The organism is Sorangium sp. So ce128 (assembly GCF_051525245.1).
In the GTDB taxonomy this organism is placed as follows: Bacteria; Myxococcota_A; Polyangia; order Polyangiales; family Polyangiaceae; genus Sorangium; species Sorangium cellulosum_B.
Window position 1 is genome coordinate 12,395,226 of the sequence record NZ_CP150313.1, and the last position, 18,442, is coordinate 12,413,667.

The window sequence follows — 18,442 nt, forward strand, 5'->3', positions numbered from 1 at the left end:
GATCAGAGCTTCTCCACGTCGGCGGTGATCTCCACCGGATCGTCGCTCTCGGGCACGTAGAAGCGGACCTCGTAGACGGCGCCCTCGTCGTCCTGCATGTACAGCGTGGTCTCGCCCGGCGGCAGCCTGTATTTCTCGTGCGTCGTGTCGTCGACGCCGTCGAGCTCCTTGCTGGACACCTTGCTCGCCTCGCTGAGGTCCGGGCTCGTGAAGAAGCCGGGACTTTCGTAGGTGTAGGCGCGAGGGGCCTCCGAGCTTTGATCCGAAGGCCGGAGATCGTCCTCGGCGACGAAGAACAAGGTGGGCGCGCCGTCGGGCGCGCCGCGGCCGTAGAAGAAGTCGAGCCCGTCGTTGTTGACCCAGTAACGGCCCAGGATGATCTCCGCGATCTCCTTGGCCTGGCTCTGCAGGGTGGGGCGGAGGTCGGCCACGATCTCGTCGGCGGTCAGGCCGATGCCGACGTTGTGGAGCGCGAAGACCGGCTGGGCGGCGCCTTCGGGGATCTCGGGGCTGCCGTCGCCCGTGGGATCGTGGATGGCGACCTGGCCGACCTCGGTGAGCAGCTCCCAGAAGAACTGCGACGGCGGTATCGGGGGCGGTTGGTCGGAAACCAGGTCGGTGAAGGCCGTCCAGCCGCGCGGGGCGCCGTTCTGGCCGATGGTCACGCCCACCCGGCACGTCCCGCTCAGGCGGAAGTAGCACCCTGTGAAGGGCACGCGCTCGCTATACGTGAGATAAGCCGCCTTGCCCACGATGTGCTCCATCATGAATGGAGGGGTGGACCATACCGTGTCGGCGCCGACCGGCATGTCTGGACGGTTTTCCTTGCAGGCGGGCGCGTCGGCCTCGATGCACGCCTTCACCTTGGCGGGCAGCTCGCGCAGCGAGATGCGCATATCGATCGTCGGTGTCGCGGCGATGCCGCTGATCTGGAGCTTCTCCGGGTCGGTGAAGTCGAACCGGAGCGGCGCGTCGCCGTCCCGGAGGAACATGTCACCGCCGCCCTTCGAGAGATCGACCCCCGAGACCCTGCGCAGGCCGGACTCGGCGACGACGCGCATCTGGAAGTCAGGCAGGAGGACATCGCTCTTCGTCGTGAACGTCTCATCGTCCCGCACGAGCACGCCTGGATGATCCCCGCTGGGTCCGAGCTTCTCGGACAGCGGCTGGAGATCGACCAGGGCCTCGTAGAGGCTGACAGGCATCCTCAAGCCATCTGGACTGGCGATGGCCGGGTGCGTGCCGAGCAGCTGCTGTTGGAGGGCGAGGATGAGCTTGGGTATCGGCACGAAGGGGGCCGTCCGGTTGCTGCGCACGGCCGTCGGATCCGGCTGGACCGCCAGATCGAGGGTGATGCTGTCGGCGAGGACGTCGGCGAAGTCGAACCCGAATGTGCCGGGGGGGTTCTCCTCGAAGATCGCCTGCAGCCCCTCGAGCGACGTCCCCGTCACATTGGCGTTGGCGGGCGTCATGCTGAGCAGCCGGACGAGCGCGAACTCCGGGGAGTTTAGCCACTCTGCCCCGAAGCTCTGGCCGAGCTCGGTGAGCGAGCAGTTATGGCCCGGGTCCGGGCTGTCGTTCTGCCACGAGGTCCCACACGCGTTCTGGATCTGCTCGAGCGCGTTCCGGAGCAGCCCGGTCGTGTCCACGTCGAGGATCGTGATCTGCTTGGCGCCGTCCTCGCCGAAGACCTGGAGCGCCTTCTGCTTGTCGAGCTCCAGCACCACCGACGGGAGCTCGGCGTCGTCGATGCGCAGGCGGAACCGGTTCGGCTCCTCGATGACCACGCCGCCGCCTCCGCCGCCTCCGCCGCCCCCTCCGCCGCCCGCGGCCCCGCTGCCGCCGCCGCCTCCGTCGTCGCCGCACGCGGCGAGCGCGGCGAGCAGCACGAGGGAAGCGCCGCGGAGCGCGGCGCCGCGCCGGGAGGAGAGGGCGAGGGAGAAGTGCGTCATGCGAGGGTTCCTCGTCGAGGGATCTCTCGAGATCCGCAGGAAGAGACGCCCGATGCTACCGAACTTCGACGCCACGGCGCGACAAAGAGTTCGTGCCGCGACGGCGCGGCGAGCTCGATCCGCGACGACGCCAGGCGTGCCGGGACACGTGTCGGTGTCCTTCGGCTGCTCGTCTGCTTGTCGGTTTTCTGTCGCCGAGCAGTTCGGCGCTTGTTTACGCGTCCCTGAGATCGCTCTGGACGTTCGCTGCTGGCATGGACGGCTCGCCCGGCTCGTCCGCCTGTGCGCTCGTTGCGGTCGTGGGCGGCTCGTACGGCGGGGCCGCGGCCGGCTCGTGCGGCGCGGTCGCGGGCGGTTCGGCCGGCGTTGCCGGCGGCGGGGGCCGGATGGACGACGACGCTCCCACGAGCTCGCGCGTCCGGTCGAAGAAGGCGCGCAGCAGCGTGAGGCTCGGCTTGCGCTTGCCCGCCGCGATCGCGAGCACCTCCTCGCGGACCGCGGCGTTGATCGGCGTCGCGATGCCGAGCGTCGCGCCGCGCTCGATGACCTCGCCGTTCAGGAAGTCGACGGCCGGCGGGCGGCCTCGCTCGATGGCGGCGAGCATCGAGGAGCGCATGCGGCGGAAGCGCGCGCCCACCGCGAGGAGCAGCGCGTGCTTCGCGAAGAGCCCCGGCGAGCCCACGGCGGAGCGCTCGGCGTCCGTCAGCGCGATCCAGTCGAGGTCGAGCGTCCCTGCGACCTTCTCGAGGCGCACGCCGATCGTGCGCGAGACCTGCACGGTCTCGGTCATGATCTCCAGCGCGAGGCGGCGGACGAAGCGGTGCCTGAGCAGCACGCCCAGGCGATCGCCGCCGACGGTGCCGAGCGACGAGATGGCGCAGTTGATGGCGAGCTTCGACCAGCGCGCGCCGGCGAGGTTGTCCGTCACGGTCGTCGGTCCGATCGCCTCGAGGATGCGCGCGAGCTCGTCGAGGCGCGGGTCGCTCGCCCCGTCGAGCCGGCCAAGGACGAAGCCGCCGCTCGAGGTGCGGTCGTACACGCCGGGCTCCACCATCGAGGCGCCCCACGCGACGATCCCCCCGAAGGTGCGCTCCGGGCCGGCGATGCGCGCGACGCGCTCCTCGCAGAGGCCGTTCTGGAGGCAGATCATGGCGCCCGTCGGGGCGAGGTGCGCGACCGCGTTCCGCGCGGCCTCCTCGACCTGCGGCGGCTGCGTCGCCAGGAGGATGTAGTCGAAGGGGCGGGTGTCCGGGCCTAGCTCCCGCACCGCGCGGCCCCCGACCGTGCCAGGGCTCGCCTCGCCGCGCACCCGGAAGCCGATGGCGTTGATGGCGTCCGCGATGATCGGGTTCGTCGTGAAGGCAGTGACGTCGTGGCCCTGCTCGAACAGGTACGCGGCGATGATGCCGCCGATGCCGCCGCAGCCGACGACGAGCAGCCGGGGGGCGGAGGAAGCGGGGGCAGCGGCCGCGCCAGGGGCAGGCTCGGCCGAGGAGAAATCGGTGAAGCTCATGCGAGATCCATTACCACTGCTGCGGCGCGGACTCGACGGCTCGCGAGCGCGGGACGGAGGGACGCGTGGGGTGGAAGCTCGGAAGCCGCGGCGGCTTTCGCAGCGCGTCATCCGGGCGAGCAACTCTCGCAGGTAGCCCGCAGTTCAGGCGGGACCTTTGGAGGTAGGCGGGGAATCCGGGATCTCGGAGCGACATCTTCGATGTCCCTCGCCGCTCCTCAATCAAGCGTGGAGCTCAGGACCGGCGCGACCATCCGGTCCTTCGGACGACCAGCCTTTGCCTTCACGAAGATCAGGGTTGGGAGATCGCAATGAACTCCACACGCGAGCCGATCAGCGCGGTGAGCAGCGCGCCGAGATTGGCGGCTCTCGGGTGTCCTGCAGGCTGGCTGCGGCGTGGAAGCGGTCCTTTCGATGCGTGGATAAATTGTTGATACAGCGACGCTTTCCAGGAGCGAGCGAATCGCATAAGGAACCTTCTCTCATCTAAGGTGAGCATCGCGATTCGCCCTTGACATCCTCGACCGCTTTGCCTTCCTTTCCCCGCGGGATGGCGCGGATGCGGGCCGTGGCGGCGTGGACGATCTCCTCCTTGACACGTTGCCCCGGCGTAGAGACCTTGGGGGCCATGCGGGAGGAGCACCTGTGGAAGCGCGCGATCGGTCCAGGCCTGGCCATCGCGGTGATGAGCGGATGCGCCCAGATCCTCGGGGCTGACTGGGAAAACTACAGGGTCGGCGATGGCAGCGAGGAGCCCGGTGGCTCCGGTGCAGGCGGCCAGGGCACGGACACCACGCCCGAAGAGTCAAGGACTTTCCGGCTACCGATCAATGATCAGCCGGAGCCCGGCAAGGTATTCGAGCTGGACAAGACGAAGACACTCGAACTGCTGGGAGACGACGGCGCAAAACGGATCACGCTCCTCGACATCGACACCACCGGGCTGCTCCGGAGCGCGCTCGAGCAGATCCAGAACGCGTGCGGGACCTCGTGGCAGAACGACAACGCGAACCCTGGCCACGACTGCTCGCTCACCGAGCTCGGCCGGAGCTTCGGGGCAGAGTGGCGGACCTCCCCGGAGTTCGCGCTCGTCCGGCTGTTGAGCATGACGCCAGCCAACGCCGATGTGACGGGGACGTCGTTCGCGGAGCTGCAGGCGCTCTTCGATGAGAACCCCGGCACGTTCGCGCTCGACTTCGCCGACATCCTCGCCGATAGCATCACCCTCGATCTGGCGGTCCAGCCGGATCCGACGTCCGTGCGCAGCAACCGGACGACGCCGCTCGTGCCGATGGACAAGCTCATCAGCGCTCTCCAGCAGCAGCTGCTCGGCACGCACCCGGCCATCTCCGATCCGAAGGGCAAGAGCATGCCCATCAACCTCTACGAGGCCTTGCACGATCTCGAGGCGCTCGATCAGAAGCTCGGCCCGTCCGGCGACCATCCCGGCGTGCTCGTCCCCGACGACGGCACCTTCACGACGCACAGCGATCTCCTCCAGCTCGACTTCTCGATGCGGATCGTCGCTGAGCCCGGCCTCCGCCGGGTCTCCGGAGTTGACCTCTCCAGTGGGCTCGGCGCAATGTTTCACCGCGAGGGCGACGCACCGCTCCGGTTCGACTTCAATGACCCCGAGAAGCTCCAGATCAGCGGCATCGCACCGGCGCCGATCGTGGTCATGCGGATCGCACTGCACGAACTCCCCACCGCGGTGTCGCCTTGCATTGGCGAAGATGACCCGGACTGCAGGACCAACTCTCCGAATACCCCCGTCGGCACCGATCATATCTGGTCCGTCCCTCCCTACCTGCTCGAATCCATCGTCGGCACGGCGGGTTACCTCACGTACCGCGATCGCGTGCCTTTCTCGGGGTGTTACTGGAGGGCTGGCGGGACGTGCGTGCTCGGCGTGAACATCGGCCAGGAAGGCAAACCGCCGGGCTGGTCCGTTTTCCTCAGCAGCATCTCATTTCCGCCCGATCCACCGCCCCAGGTACCAGGTCCGCAGTTCTTCTGGGAGCTGCTCACAGACGTGGCGCAGACCGCCATCCACGACCCCACCGGCGATGGCAACCCCGAGATCCTGGAAGGCGCCGCCCAGCCGGTCTTAGCGCTTCACAACGTCAGCATCGGCCTGACCGCTGACGAGATCGTGGCCGACCTCCGCCCGACCCTACAGAGCCAGGCTAAAGAGATCGCGGAGCTCATCATGGGCAGGTACTGGGAGAATGACGACCCGCTCGACTTCTACTGCGCCCGCAGCGCCCCGGGCGGCGCTCCCACCCTGTTCTTCGTGGCCGAGGGCGACCTCCGGCCTTCGGATCGAAACTCGAATGTCCCGCGCGCCTACACCTACGAGAGTCCCGGCTTCTTCACGAGCCCCGATCTCAGCGAGGCGAGCAAGGTCTCGAGGAAGGAACTCGACGGTATCTCCGACAAAACGCACGAGAAGTACCGGCTCCCTCCGGGCGAGACCACGCTGTTCATGCAGGACGACGAGGGGACGACCTTCAAAGTGCGTTTTCAGGTGCCGGACGAGGAGGATCCTGTCGAGATCACCGCCGAGGTCACCAGGCTCTGATCGGCGAGCCGGATCTTACCGCGATCCATGCCGAGCGCTGCGTGTCTGTCGACTGACGCAGCCTTCTGCTGGGAGGAGATGAGGGCGATCTCCTCCGCCGCCCCCTTCACTCGGCCGGCGCCAGCACCTCGATCGCCTTCGGCTCCAGCGTGACCGTGATCGGCAGCTTCCCGAGCGGCTCGCCGTCCACGTCGAGGAAGAACGCCTGCTCGACGTCGCGGTTCAGGAGCGTGAGCTCGATGCTATCGCACTGGAAGTGGCGCACGTCCGGGTGGCGGATGTGCGAGCCCGTGTACATGCCGGTCGACACGGCGGCGAAGCGGAGGTGGGGCGCGGCGCCCAGATCGATGACGTCGAACACGCCGTCGTCGAGCTTCGCCATTGGCGCGAGCTGCATGCCCGCGCCGAAGAAGCGGCCATTGCAGATCCCCACCATGCGCGTCGAGATCTCCTCTTCGCGCCGCTCCCCGCGCAGCGTCGTCACGCAGCGCACCCGGCCGACGCGGCTGCGGACGAGGCCCTGGAGCGAGGCCAGCGTGTAGGCGAGCGTGTTGCCGAGCGCCCGCGACGACTCGTTGACCAGCGAGACCACGATGCCGCTCATGCCCGTGGAGAGGATGTTGACGAAGAACGCGTCGGCCCGCTGGCCGTCGCGCGTCTCGTAGGAGAGGCGGCCCACGTCGAGCCGGCGCGTGTGGCCGCTCGCGATCGCGGTGCAAAAGCTGTCGAGCCGGCGGGTGAGCTTCAGCGTCTTGCAGAGATCGCTGCCGGTGCCCGCGCCGATGATCCCGAGCCGCGTGCCGGTGGCGCCCCGGTCCCTCGCCTGCATGAGGCCGTTCACCACCTCGCTGATGCTGCCGTCCCCGCCGACCGCCACGACGGTCTCGCGCCCGCCGAGCGCGGCTTCGCGCGCGAGATCGACGGCGTGGCGCGGGCGATCCGTGCGCACGATGTCGACGTCGCCGAGGATGCGGCGGATGGGCGTCAGCATCTCGTCGAAGAGCCTGCCCGTCTTTCCGCCGCTGGACCGGGGGTTCACGATGAGGAGGGGGCGCATGCGGGCACCGATGCTAGATGCCGCAGGCCGCCCAGGGCGAGGTGTTTTTGTCGCGAGCCCCGCGGCGGCGGTCACTGCTTCGTGCAGCCGCAGCCGCAGTCGTCGCTGAAGTAGCTCCAGCCAGGCTCGCACACGAAGCGGATCCGGGCGCACTCATCCCGGTCCTGCCCCACGTACTTGAGCATCGGGCTGTCGGTCCCGCAGCCTGGCGGGCTGCTCATGCCCGGCGCGCCGCCGGCGCCGGTCGGCTCGCCCTCCGGGCCCCGCACGCTCCCCGTCTCCGCGCCCTTCGCGCTGTCGGCCGGCGGAGCTGCCACGGGCGCGCCGCTCGGGGCGCCGCGGCAACCCGCGACGAGCGAGCCGAGCAGCACGAGCAGCGATGGCGAGGAGAGGAGGTATCGAGTTGGCATGAAGGTGGCTCCGGTGGCAGTGACAGGCCCGCTGCGCGGGGCTCGGCGGTGAAGGGGCGCCGCCTATGCCCTCCCTCGATGGAGCTCCGAGCGGCGCGAGCCGGCGGGGTGGGGGAGCGCCGCGTCGCTGCCCGAGCTCTCGTCGCGCGGGGCGTGCGCGGCGCCCGTCGTGACCGCGGCGTTCTGCGCCTCTTCCTTCGCGGCCTTGGGCAGATCCGCCCCCGTATCGCTGGCGTCCTTGGCGCCCGTGCGCTTCCCCTCAGGCGAGCGGTGCTCGATGATGGCGTTGATCTCGGCCCCGAGGAGCACCGCCAACGAGGAGATCCACATCCAGAGGAGGAGGATGATGACGCCGCCCAGCGCGCCGTAGCTCACCTCGTAGCTGCCGAACCGGCTGACATAAAAGGAGAAGCCGAGGGACGCGATGACCCAGATCACGACCGCCACGACCGACCCCGGGGTGATGAACTTGAACTTCTGCTCGACGTCGGGGAGCAAGTAATAGAGGGTTGCCAGGACCGCCATCACGATGAGCGCCGACACCGGCATGCGCAGCCAGAGGACGAGCGTCGCGAAGGGGCCGAGGTGCGCGGCGAGCGCCGGCGTGGCGACCGCGATCGCCGAGGCGATCGTCAGCAGGACGGCGCCGCCGAGCGTGACCAGGAGGGCGATCCCGCGGCGCTTGAGGTAGGACCGCCTGTCCTCGACGCCATACGCAGAGTTGAGCGAGTCCATCAGCGCGGTGACGCCGCCCGAGGCGGCCCAGACCGCGCCGAGGGCGCCGACCGTCAGGAGCGCCGGGCTCTGCCCCCCGGTGAGCGCCTGAAGGCGCTCGCCCAGGATGTTGGCCACGGCGGGCGGGGCCACCTGGTACAATTCGCCCATCAACCGCGCGGACTCGGCAGGATCGATGACCAGGCCGGCGAGGGCGACCGCGAAGAGCAGGAACGGGAAGATCGCGAGGACACCGAAGAACGCGAGCGAAGCAGCGACGGTGTCGATCTTGTCCTTGATACATTCCTGCTTGATGTCGTTCAGGAAATCCTTCCAGGGGATCTCTCTTCCGGGCAGGTGCATGATGGACCTTCAGTGGGCGCATGGAGCGCTGCTGGGTTCTTCCTGGGGCGGCTCGCCCCGGAGGCGCTGTACGCTGTCATGAAAAGCAACGCGGGTGCCAGGCCTGCGGCTGCAGCTCCCCCGACAGGTCGGCGATTTTCGCGCGCGGGGCCCCGGCCGAGCGCAGAGGCGGCTCGATCCTCGCGCGTGGCGCGAATTGCCCCACACGGCAGAACGGCCACGGCGCGAGCGCCCGAGGCCACCTGGCCGGGCGCTCGCGCCGTGGCCCCCGGCTGCCGGCGGAGCGCGCGGCCGGGCGCCCTACGCGGCCGGGCGCTCCGCCGGCGGCCTGCCGGCGCTGCGAGCTAGCTCATCGCCTTGCCGATGAACTCGTGCAGCTCCGGATCCATCCCGTGCTGGGTCCTCACCGAGGGCTCCTGCCGGTACATCGTGTTGAGCGATCGCTCGATCCCGGGGTTCTTCCCCGTGAACGCGTCGATGAGCTCCCGCATGCGCTTCACGATCTGCTGCACCGGCTCGCTCTTCGGGTCGGAGCCCTTCTGCATCTCCGCCCGCATGTCGTCGTAGATCTGCTTCCACGCCGACTCGGCTTCACGCATCTTCTCGGGGCCCATCGCGTCCGCGCGCTGCTTGAGCTCCTCGAGCTGCTCTGGGGTGTAGTATTTCTCGATCATGGTCATCACCTCGATGGTTTGAAGGAGCTGCTCCACAGAGACGTCCTCTCCCGACCGCAGGACGTGGGCCAGGCCCTCGAGCCGCGCGCAGAGCCGCTGCTCCAGCGCGATCTGCTCGCGCAGCCGCGACAGGTGGAGCTCGACGGTCTGGAGCGGAGAGAACCCCGGCTGGTCCAGGCACGCGGCGATCTGCTCCAGGCTGAAGCCGAGCTCGCGCAACGACTTGATCTGCTGGAGCCGGGCGACGTCGCCCGCCGAGTACATCCGGTGCCCCGACGCGGTGCGATGCGACGGGGCGAGCAGGCCGATCTCCTCGTAATAGTGGAGCGTGCGGACGGAGAGGCCGGTCTGCCGGGCGAGATCGCCGACTTTCAACGGTGCTGAACGCATGGCGTTACCCCTGTTTCCAGGGCGGGTGAGCACGTCCATGCCCCGGAGGCTAGGTCCTCACGTAGCGTGAGGATCAAGGGCCCGCCTTCACTTTTTTCGCTCGACCGGGGCGCTGCGCGGAGCGGCTCGGGCGGGAACGACCTCTCCCTCGCCCCGCGCAGGGTCACCGCATGCGGAGCGTGTATCTCTCGACCGACCTGTACTGAGGTGGCCAGTCGATGTCGAAGCCCTGCTCCGCGGCGGCGTGCCGGGTCCAGTACGGGTCGTAGAGGTGCGCCCGCGCGAGCGCGCACAGGTCGGCTCTCCCGGCCGCGACGATGCTGTTCACGTCCGCGTAGCTCTGGATGTTGCCCACCGTGATCGTCGGCACGTTGGCTTCCAGCCGCACGAGCTCCGAGAGCGGCGTCTGGAACAGCCGGCCATGCTCCGGCTTGCTGGACGGGTCCGTCTGTCCTGCCGAGACGTGGATGATGTCGGCGCCGTGCTCTCGCAGCATCGTCGAGAGCGCGATCAGATCGTCCGCCGTGAGCCCGCCCGGCGCCCAGTCGGTGGCGGAGATGCGCACGCTCATGGGCTTCTCCGCCGGCCACGCGGCCCGCACCGCGTCGAACACCTCCAGCGGGTAGCGCATCCGGTTCTCGATAGGACCGCCGTACGCGTCGTCGCGCCTGTTCGTGAGCGGCGAGATGAAGCTCGCGAGCAGGTAGCCGTGCGCGCAGTGCAGCTCGATCAGGTCGAACCCGGCCTCGTCCGCCCGCCTCGCCGCCTGCACGAAGTCCGAGGTCACCTGGTCCATGTCCCCGCGATCCATCGCCTTCGGGACCTGGCTCTCCGCCAGGTACGGGATGGCGGAGGCGCTGAGCAGCGGCCAGGCGCCGCGCTCGAGCGGCACATCCATGCCCTCCCAGAGCAGCCTCGTCGCGCCCTTGCGCCCGGCGTGGGCCAGCTGGACGCCGATCTTGGCCCGGGAGCGCGCGTGGACGAAACCGACGACGCGCCGCCACCCCTCGACGTGGCCGGGGCGATAGAGCCCCGCGCAGCCCGGCGTGATGCGCGCTTCCGCGCTGACGTCGGTCATCTCCGTGATGACGAGCCCTGCGCCTCCGAGCGCCCGGCTGCCGAGGTGGACGAGGTGCCAGTCGTCGATCTGCCCGTCCTCGGCCGAGTACTGGCACATGGGCGACACAACGACCCGGTTCTCCAGCACGAGCGATCGCAGCCGGAACGGCGTGAACATCGGCGGCGGCGGCGCCCCATCCCCGGCGAGGAGGCGCGCCCCCGCCTGCGCCTCCGCCTTGCGCGCCACGTGCGCGTCGATCTCGCGCACGAACGCCGGGTCGCGCGCCTTCAGGCCCTCGTGCGTCACCCGCAGGCTCCGCGTCAGCAGGCTGAACATGAACTCCACCGGGTCGAGCGCCATGTAGCGCTCGGTGTTCTCGAACCACAGCAGGCTCACCTGCGCGGCCCGCTGGAGCGCGAGCACCTTGGGCTTGCGCTCCGCCTCGTAGGCGGCGAGCGCCTCGGGCACGCCCCGGTGCCGCTCCAGGCTGTCGACGAGCGCGATCGCGTCCTCGAGCGCGAGCTTCGTCCCCGAGCCGATCGAGAAATGCGCCGTGTGCGCGGCGTCCCCGAGCAGCACCACGTTGCCCGCGCTCCAGCGCTCGTTGTGCACCGTGGGGAAGCTCCGCCAGACGCTCCGGTTCTTCAGCAGCCGGTGTCCCTGGAGCTTTTCGGCGAAGAGCTCCTCGAAGTACGCGATCGTCTCGTCCTCGCCGGCGCGATCGAGGCCCGCGCGCCGGAAGGTCTCCTCCCGGCACTCGACGATGAAGGTCGAGCGCTCCGGCTCGTAGCGGTACGCGTGGACCCGGAAGAGGCCGTGGCGGTTCTCCTCGAAGTAGAAGGTGAAGGCGTCGAACGGGAACGTCGTGCCGAGCCACACGAACCGGTTCGGGCGGACGTCGATGCGCGGCCCGAACCGGTCGGCGAACCGCTCGCGGATCCGGCTGTTCACCCCGTCGGCCGCGACCACAAGATCGCTCCCGGCGAGGGCCTCCTCCGGATCCGTCACCTCCTCCTCGAAGCGCAGGACGACGCCGAGCTCGCGCGCCCGGTCCACCAGGATCGCGAGCAGCTTCTGGCGCGAGAGGCCGCTGAAGCCGTGCCCCCTCGAGACGAGGACGCGCCCGCCGAAGTGCGCGTGGAGCTCGTCCCAGTGGGCGAGGCTGCTCCGGATCGCGTCGTAGCTCGGGCGATCCGCGTCGGCGAGGCCGTCGAGCGTCGCGTCCGAGAACACGACCCCGAAGCCGAAGGTGTCATCGGGCCGATTCCGCTCCACCACGACGACCTCGCGCCGGGGGTCTGCCTGCTTCGCCAGGAGGGCGAAATAGAGGCCCGCCGGCCCGCCGCCCACGCATGTGATCCTCAACGCCCTGCTCCTCTGCTCCCGCGTCTGCGCCCGCGCCGGAGCCTACACGAGAACGCCGAGGTACAGCGCCGCTCCGGTGGAAATCAAGGGTGGACAGGATCGAAGAACGGGATTTCCGGGACGCGCAAGAGCTGGTTCGCATCATCGCGCGATCGAGCGCGGCAGTCCGCGCCGTCACCCGGCTCGCACAGGCGGCCGGCGACGCAGTTATCAGAGATGACCACCCCACCCGATCTCATGGAGACTCCGAGAGCGCCGCGAGCATGGGTGTCGAGCCCGACGGTCAGAGGGCGAATTCGGCGCGCTGGAGCAGATCGGTCCGCTTCATCTGACAATTCCCTTCATGGATTGGCATTGGGGAGCGGAAAATTGAACAGGGAGACGGGGAGGGAGATCGGTAAGATTTTTTTTTTCTCCCGTCTCCCCGTCTCCCCGTCTCCCTTTTCAATTTCTCCGGAAAATTGGAGGGAATGCTTCTTCCGCCCTGAATGCCTCTGCATGAGGGCCTCCGGGCGACCGACGAAGGGGTTGGTCGGCGGGCGGAAGTAGGGTAAGCCTGGATCAGAAGAGCGATCATCGGGAATGTAGACCGAGCCCCGAGGTGACGCCGGGGCGCACGTACCGCTCTGCTTCAAATATTCTCCTTAGCCATGTCGCGGCTCATCGCCGGGACACGCCTCGGCATGGGCCAGGTGAATTCCACCCGAACGGCTGGTCACTCCATGAGCAAGACAGCGCCGCCCGACACCGATCGATCGGTACCGTTTCTCCGCCGTTCCATCGCGGCGGGCATGTTCGCGATGGGGCTCGTCGGCCTGACGGCGGCTGCCTGCACCGGGCAGCTCGGCGATGGCAGCCCGGGCAGCTCTATCGACGACGACAGGCCCATCGACCCGACCACCGGGAAGCCGGCCGCGTACGACTGCAGAGAGGCCCGAACGAGCCCCGGCGTGCTGCGCCGTCTGTCCAAGGTCGAGGTCCAGCTGACCCTTCAGGACCTGTTCCAGCTCGACGAGCCGCCCGCCGTGGACAGCATCCCGGAGGACACCGGCCAGGGCGGCTTCCGGACGATCGCCGCCCTCCAGAACGTGTCGGATCAGCACCTGCGCGCCTACCTGGCGATCGCGGAGACGCTCGGGCAGGAGCTCATGGCGGACGAGGCGCGCCGGACAACGGTGCTCGGCTGCGAGCCGGAGGCCGACGATTGCCTCGATCGCTTCGTGCAGCGCTTCGGCAAGCTGGCGTATCGAAGGCCGCTCTCGGCCGAGGAGGCGAGCGATCTGGTCGCGCGGGCGAGCGAGGTCGCGCGGGACAGGGAGGACGCGTTCCGCTTCGTCATCGAGGCGCTGCTGACCTCGCCCAGCTTCCTGTTCAGGATCGAGGTCGGCTCGGCCGGCTCGGAGACGTCGACCTTGACGCCGCTCGAGCTCGCGTCGCGGCTGTCGTTCACGCTGTGGGGCCGGTCCCCGAGCGCAGCGCTGCTCGAGCGGGCGGAGTCCGGCGAGCTCGACAGCGACGAGGGCCTCCGCGCGGTCGCGGAGGAGATGGTCGGAGACGAGCGGACGCAGGTCTTCTTCAACGCCTTCTTCAAGCAGTGGCTGACCTTCGAGCAGCTCCGCGCGCCGGTCAACCCGGACGCGTCGTTCACGCCCGCGCTGCTCGAGGACATGATCGCCGAGAGCGAGCTCGTCCTCGGCGAGCACGCGTTCACCCCTGACGTCGACTTCTTCGACGCGCTCACCGCGAACCACACGTATGTCACCCCGGCGCTCGGCAAGTTCTACGGCCTCGAGGTGCCGGGGGACGGCGTGAGCCGCGTCGAGTTCCCGGCCGGCCACCACCGGGCGAACACCGGGCTGCTCACGCACGCGAGCCTCATCAGCGCCAAGAACGACGGTGATCTCATCGCCGTGCGCGGCCAGTGGCTCCGGGCGGCCTTCCTCTGCGAGAAGATCTCGATCCCCGCGGGGCTCCTCGAGCAGCTGGAGAGCGAGCTCTCCGGCCTGACCTATCTCGAGGTCCTCCAGAAGCGCAACACCCAGGAAGGGTGCGCTGGCTGTCATGCGCTCATTGATCCCATCGGCGTCGGGTTCGCCCAGTACGACAAGCTGGGGAAGTACGATGGGAGCATCGGTATCGACGAGTTCGGGCTGGAGCCGCGCCTGGAAGGCGCCGCGAACGAGTCGTTCGACTCGCTCGCTGCCCTGGCGGCGGAGCTGCGGCGGAGCCCCGATCTGGCCGCCTGCGTCGCGGAGAAGCTGTTCATCTACACCCAGGGGCGCGAGCCGGCGGCCGAGGACCGCTGCGCGATCGACGCCTCGGCGGGGAGCTTCACGCAGGACGGCAACCGGTTCCGCTCCTTCCTGACCGCCATCGTGCGCTCGCCGGAGTTCCGGCTGCGGAGGGCGCCAGAGTGATGTGCTCGCACAAGGTTCGACCGACGGAAGAGGAGTGTCGCCAGTGAAGATCTCGAGAAGAGCTCTGCTCCGCGGGGCGGGCGTCGCGGTCGCCCTGCCGTTCCTCGACGTGATGCGGCCCCAGCGCGCCAGCGCTGCACCGGCGGATCCGAAGCGCTTCGTGGCGTTCTTCGTCCCGAACGGCACGGATCCCGGGGCGTGGCACCCGAAGACGGAGGGGCCGCTCTCGGCGGAGGGGCTGCCGCCGTGCCTCGTCGACATGAACGGCTTCGACGCCGAGCGCGAGTGGCCGGCGGGGGACGCAATCTGGCGCGACGTCACCATGGTGTCCGGCGTCGACCACCAGGTGATCTGCTCCGACATCCACAGCCCGGCCATGGCGCTGTGCGCCCACACCGACGGCGGCGGGACGGCCGTCCCGCGCAAGGCCACGCTCGACCAGTACCTCGCCAACCACATCGCGGCCGAGACCCCGTTCCGCAGCCTCAACCTGTCCCCCACGGGCGACACGGCGGTCACGCAGGGCTTCATCTCGTTCAGGGACGGCGGTCAGGTCGAGGATGCCTTCCGCGATCCGGTGAAGGTGTTCGACACGCTCTTCAGCAACATGGGCAGCCCCAGCGAGGAGATGGACGACATCCGGCGGCGCCGCGCCAGCGTCCTCGACTGGGTGCGAGAGGACGCGAGGCGCCTGAACCTGCGCCTCGGCGCGGCGGACCGGGCGCGCGTGGAGCAGCACCTCGAGTCGGTGTTCGAGCTGGAGAAGCAGATCCAGTCCACGACGCAGTCGGGCTGCACCGTCCCCGGCGCGCCCACGAAGGGGCAGAACTTGCACGGCAAGTTCAAGCAGATGATCGATCTCGGGCTCCTCGCCCTCACCTGCGACCTGACGCGGGTGCTCGTCCTGCAGTACTCGAACAGCTGGGGCCTCGACTTCGCCGGGTACGATCTGCCCGACGGCGTGGGGGACTGGAGCGATCACTTCATCTCCCACAAGCTCGGCGATCGCGACCGCGCGACCGATCTCGACGGGCTGCCGCAGGCGGAGGCGATGCGCATCGCGAACGCCCGCGTCGTCCAGACCTCGCGGTTCAAGGTGCGCCGCTTCGCCTACCTGCTCAACGCGATGAAGGCCGCCCAGACGGCGACAGGCAACCTGCTCGACGAGTCGCTCGTGCTCTACACGTCAGAGAACGGCGACGGGGACTCCCACGGTCGGACCAACATGCCCATCATGCTCGCCGGCCACGTGGGGGGGTTCCAGACAGGCCGCGCCATCAAGGCCAGCAAGCCCCCGACCGGCGCGCTCCATTGCTCCATCATCAACTACTTCGGCGTCGAGCTGTCGGAGTACGGCGACCCGGCGGGCGGGCCGATCGCCGGCCTGTGAGCCTCGCGCGCCGCGAGGCCTGCGCGTGACACCTACCAGCGCTCGACCTTCGATGGGCCCGCCTGCTCGCGGCTGCTGAGCAGCTCGCTCGCCGCGGTCGGGCAGGGGACGTGCATCCAGCCCGGGCAATGTGACGCCGTGCGGGCATGAGCGGCACAGCTCTCCGCGCGCGAGCGGCGGACGCGCCGTGCGCTCAGGCCGCGCGCGTCCGCCGGATGTGCGCGACGTGGATGCCAGAGAAGGGGGTGAGGCATGGAATCGCTGGGACGGTATTGGTGGCTGCTGGCCCTGAGGGGCGTGGTCGGGATCCTGTTCGGGATCTTGTTCTTCGTGTGGCCGATCCCATCGCTCGCCACGCTCGTGCTGCTGTTCGGCGTGTGGGCGTTGTTCGACGGCTGCGCCGCGTTCGCGTCCGCGATCAGCGGCCGCGGCGGCGTGTATTCCGTGGTCGAGGGCATCTTCGGCGTCGGGATCGCGGTGCTGACGTTCTGGCGGCCCATGATCACCGCGCTCACGCTCTACGGCGTGGTCGCTGCGTGGGCCATCGTGATGGGCATCTTCAAGATCGTCAGCGCGGTGAAGCTCCGGCACGTGATCGCCAACGAGATCTGGCTCGGGCTGAGCGGCGCCATCTTCGTGATCTTCGGCGTCATGATGGTGGCGCTCCCGGCGGCCGGCGTGCTGGCGCTCGTCTGGTTCATCGGAGCGTTCGCGATCGCCGAGGGAGCGATGCTCATCGGGCTCTCGCTGCGCCTGCGCCGCGTGCCGAGCATGGTCGCGCCGCTGCGCATGCCCTGACGCCCGGCGGGGCGCCACGGAGCGGAGCGCGCCCGTCAATCGATCTGCAGGTGGTAGTGCGCGGGCGTCGTCTCCTCGAGCACCAGGACGCCCCCAACCTCCGCGGTGCTCTCGAGGAACGCTCGCTTTTCCTTGGGCGACATGGTCCTGTTGCGCACGTCGACGGCGCCTTTGCGCAGGTGCGCGGAGACGTAGATCCCCCGGTCGATCTGGTCCTGGATCACGGCCTCCATGGCCGACACCACCTGCTCCGGCGGCTTGCGGGAGTTCGCCTGATAAGCCTTCTTGATCTCCTGGACCGCCGCCTTGTTGCGGTAGAGCTGGAGGAGGTCCTCGCCGAGCCTGAGCTTCGTGAACATCGCCCTGGCCTGGCGGTTCGCGTCGCGTGTCCCGCTCGTGATCACGAGGTGCTCGCGCGTGCGTCGCGCGTAGCCCTGGTCGATCTGCTCGACCTTCGCGGCGATCTTCGCCGGGAGCGTCACGCCCGGGAGCACCTCGTATGGCGGCGGGGCCCACGGCTCCGTGGGCACGGCCTTCCCGAGCGCCGTCAGGGGCGGCAGCTGCGCGCGCCGCTCCTCTTCCTCCGACGGCAGCTCGTCGCACTCGGGTCGGGTCGCCGGCGCGGCGGCGCGCGGCGCGGCGCTGGCTGTCCCGGCGGCGCGCGGCGCGCTCGGGGCCCGCGGCGCGGCGCTCGCCGGCGCCGCGGGGACGCTCGCGCCGGGCGGATCGAGGCCCGGCAGGCCGATGCTGGGCAGATCGATCGACTCGAGCCGCTCCCTGCATCCAGCCGCGCAAAGCAGCGCTGCGGCGAGGGCGCGCAGGCGGCGCGGCGGCTCCAGGGAGCGTTCCTGTGCGGCTGCTCGGCGTGTCGGAGGCGTCGGCAAAGCCGGTCCAGCGTGCCATGGCGCGCGGCGCGGGCGAAAAAAACGGCGGCGCGCGACGTCCACCGACTCGACGCGCGGGGCCCCGCATCGACTACACACCTCCTCATGCCCCATGCTCCCCTGACCGGCCGTATCGCCCTCGTGACCGGCGCCGGCACCCGCCTCGGCGCCGCGACGGCCCGCGCGCTCGCGGCCGCAGGCGTCGACCTGGCCGTCCACTACGCCACGAGCGCCGCCGGCGCGGAGGTCGTCGTCGACGAGGTGCGCTCCCTCGGCCGCCGCGCCGCCGCGTTCCAGGCGGACCTCCACGACCGGGGAGCGCTCGCCGCGCTCGCCCGCGCGGTGCTCGACTGGTCGTCTGGCCGGCTCGACCTCCTGGTCCACAACGCGGCGAACTTCGATCGGGTCCCGCCGGCCGAGCTCTCCGCCGACGCGTGGGATCGCGCCATGGCGCTCAACGCGACCGCGCCATACCTGCTCACGCTCGAGCTCGCCCCAGCGCTCCGCGCCTGCCGCGGCAGCGTCGTCGCGATGGTCTGTGTGAGCGCCGAGCGCCCCTGGAAAAATTACATTCCGTACTCCGTGTCGAAAGCCGCGCTCGCGCACCTGGTCCGCGGCCTCGCCGTGGGACTGGCGCCGGAGGTGCGCGTGAACGGCGTCGCACCCGGGACGGTGCTGCCGCCGTCCTCCTACGACGAGGCCACGCTCGCTCGCCTCCGCGAGCGCATCCCGCTCCAGCGCATCGGCGAGGCGGAAGACGTCGCCCGCGCCGTGGTGTTCCTTGCTGAAAACGACTTCATCACCGGCCAGATCCTCGCGGTCGACGGCGGCGCCTCGGTCGCGTGACGCGCCGCCTTGCCACGCGTGCCGATCC

At 69.6% G+C, this 18,442-nt stretch carries 14 protein-coding genes; 5 read left to right on the forward strand and 9 right to left on the reverse strand.

What is annotated here, in order from left to right; genetic code table 11:
- Nucleotides 1-2 precede the first annotated feature (2 nt).
- The 3 genes from WME82_RS46925 to WME82_RS46935 all read right to left on the reverse strand — a co-directional run bounded on the left by WME82_RS46925 (nt 3) and on the right by WME82_RS46935 (nt 3,934).
- On the reverse strand, nt 3-1,952 hold the full coding sequence (locus WME82_RS46925) for a hypothetical protein (protein WP_438040638.1): 1,950 nt from the start codon (nt 1,950-1,952) through the stop codon (nt 3-5).
- 214 nt (nt 1,953-2,166) lie between these two features.
- Nucleotides 2,167-3,465, reverse strand: coding sequence for a ketopantoate reductase family protein (locus WME82_RS46930; RefSeq protein ID WP_438040639.1), 1,299 nt, complete (start codon nt 3,463-3,465; stop codon nt 2,167-2,169).
- 292 nt (nt 3,466-3,757) lie between these two features.
- Nucleotides 3,758-3,934 (reverse strand): hypothetical protein, encoded by a 177-nt coding sequence (locus tag WME82_RS46935; protein ID WP_438040640.1) that lies wholly within the window; start codon nt 3,932-3,934, stop codon nt 3,758-3,760.
- 159 nt (nt 3,935-4,093) lie between these two features.
- Between WME82_RS46935 and WME82_RS46940 the strand changes: the two genes are divergently transcribed.
- Entirely contained in the window at nt 4,094-6,046 is a 1,953-nt protein-coding gene (locus WME82_RS46940) for a hypothetical protein (RefSeq protein WP_438040641.1), read from the forward strand.
- A 106-nt stretch (nt 6,047-6,152) separates the two neighbouring features.
- Here WME82_RS46940 and WME82_RS46945 read toward each other — a convergent pair whose 3' ends face one another.
- The 5 genes from WME82_RS46945 to WME82_RS46965 form a co-directional block, all read right to left on the reverse strand.
- A complete protein-coding gene (locus WME82_RS46945; RefSeq protein ID WP_438040642.1) occupies nt 6,153-7,103 on the reverse strand; it encodes a diacylglycerol/lipid kinase family protein in 951 nt (316 codons plus the stop codon).
- A gap of 71 nt (nt 7,104-7,174) precedes the next feature.
- Nucleotides 7,175-7,513, reverse strand: a complete 339-nt coding sequence (locus tag WME82_RS46950) for a hypothetical protein (protein WP_438040643.1) — start codon at nt 7,511-7,513, stop codon at nt 7,175-7,177.
- Nucleotides 7,514-7,576: 63 nt separating this feature from the next.
- Nucleotides 7,577-8,590 (reverse strand): YihY/virulence factor BrkB family protein, encoded by a 1,014-nt coding sequence (locus WME82_RS46955; RefSeq protein WP_438040644.1) that lies wholly within the window; start codon nt 8,588-8,590, stop codon nt 7,577-7,579.
- A 344-nt stretch (nt 8,591-8,934) separates the two neighbouring features.
- Nucleotides 8,935-9,654: a MerR family transcriptional regulator gene (locus tag WME82_RS46960; RefSeq protein ID WP_437742944.1), complete on the reverse strand. Its 720-nt coding sequence runs from the start codon at nt 9,652-9,654 to the stop codon at nt 8,935-8,937.
- Between the two features lie 163 nt (nt 9,655-9,817).
- Nucleotides 9,818-12,079: a bifunctional salicylyl-CoA 5-hydroxylase/oxidoreductase gene (locus WME82_RS46965; protein WP_438040645.1), complete on the reverse strand. Its 2,262-nt coding sequence runs from the start codon at nt 12,077-12,079 to the stop codon at nt 9,818-9,820.
- A gap of 722 nt (nt 12,080-12,801) precedes the next feature.
- Between WME82_RS46965 and WME82_RS46970 the strand changes: the two genes are divergently transcribed.
- The 3 genes from WME82_RS46970 (at nt 12,802) to WME82_RS46980 (ending at nt 16,684) form a co-directional block, all read left to right on the forward strand.
- Nucleotides 12,802-14,496, forward strand: coding sequence for a DUF1592 domain-containing protein (locus WME82_RS46970; protein ID WP_438040646.1), 1,695 nt, complete (start codon nt 12,802-12,804; stop codon nt 14,494-14,496).
- A 43-nt stretch (nt 14,497-14,539) separates the two neighbouring features.
- A complete protein-coding gene (locus tag WME82_RS46975; RefSeq protein WP_437854971.1) occupies nt 14,540-15,886 on the forward strand; it encodes a DUF1552 domain-containing protein in 1,347 nt (448 codons plus the stop codon).
- 252 nt (nt 15,887-16,138) lie between these two features.
- Complete coding sequence (locus tag WME82_RS46980) at nt 16,139-16,684, forward strand: HdeD family acid-resistance protein (RefSeq protein ID WP_437742948.1); 546 nt, start codon at nt 16,139-16,141, stop codon at nt 16,682-16,684.
- 35 nt (nt 16,685-16,719) lie between these two features.
- Here the strand turns inward: WME82_RS46980 and WME82_RS46985 are convergent, their stop codons facing one another.
- The gene (locus tag WME82_RS46985; protein ID WP_438040647.1) at nt 16,720-17,568 is read right to left on the reverse strand and encodes a hypothetical protein; all 849 of its coding nucleotides are present in this window, start codon (nt 17,566-17,568) and stop codon (nt 16,720-16,722) included.
- 105 nt (nt 17,569-17,673) lie between these two features.
- Here WME82_RS46985 and WME82_RS46990 point away from each other — a divergent pair, with 105 nt between their 5' ends.
- Complete coding sequence (locus WME82_RS46990; RefSeq protein WP_437742950.1) at nt 17,674-18,414, forward strand: SDR family oxidoreductase; 741 nt, start codon at nt 17,674-17,676, stop codon at nt 18,412-18,414.
- Nucleotides 18,415-18,442: the final 28 nt, after the last annotated feature.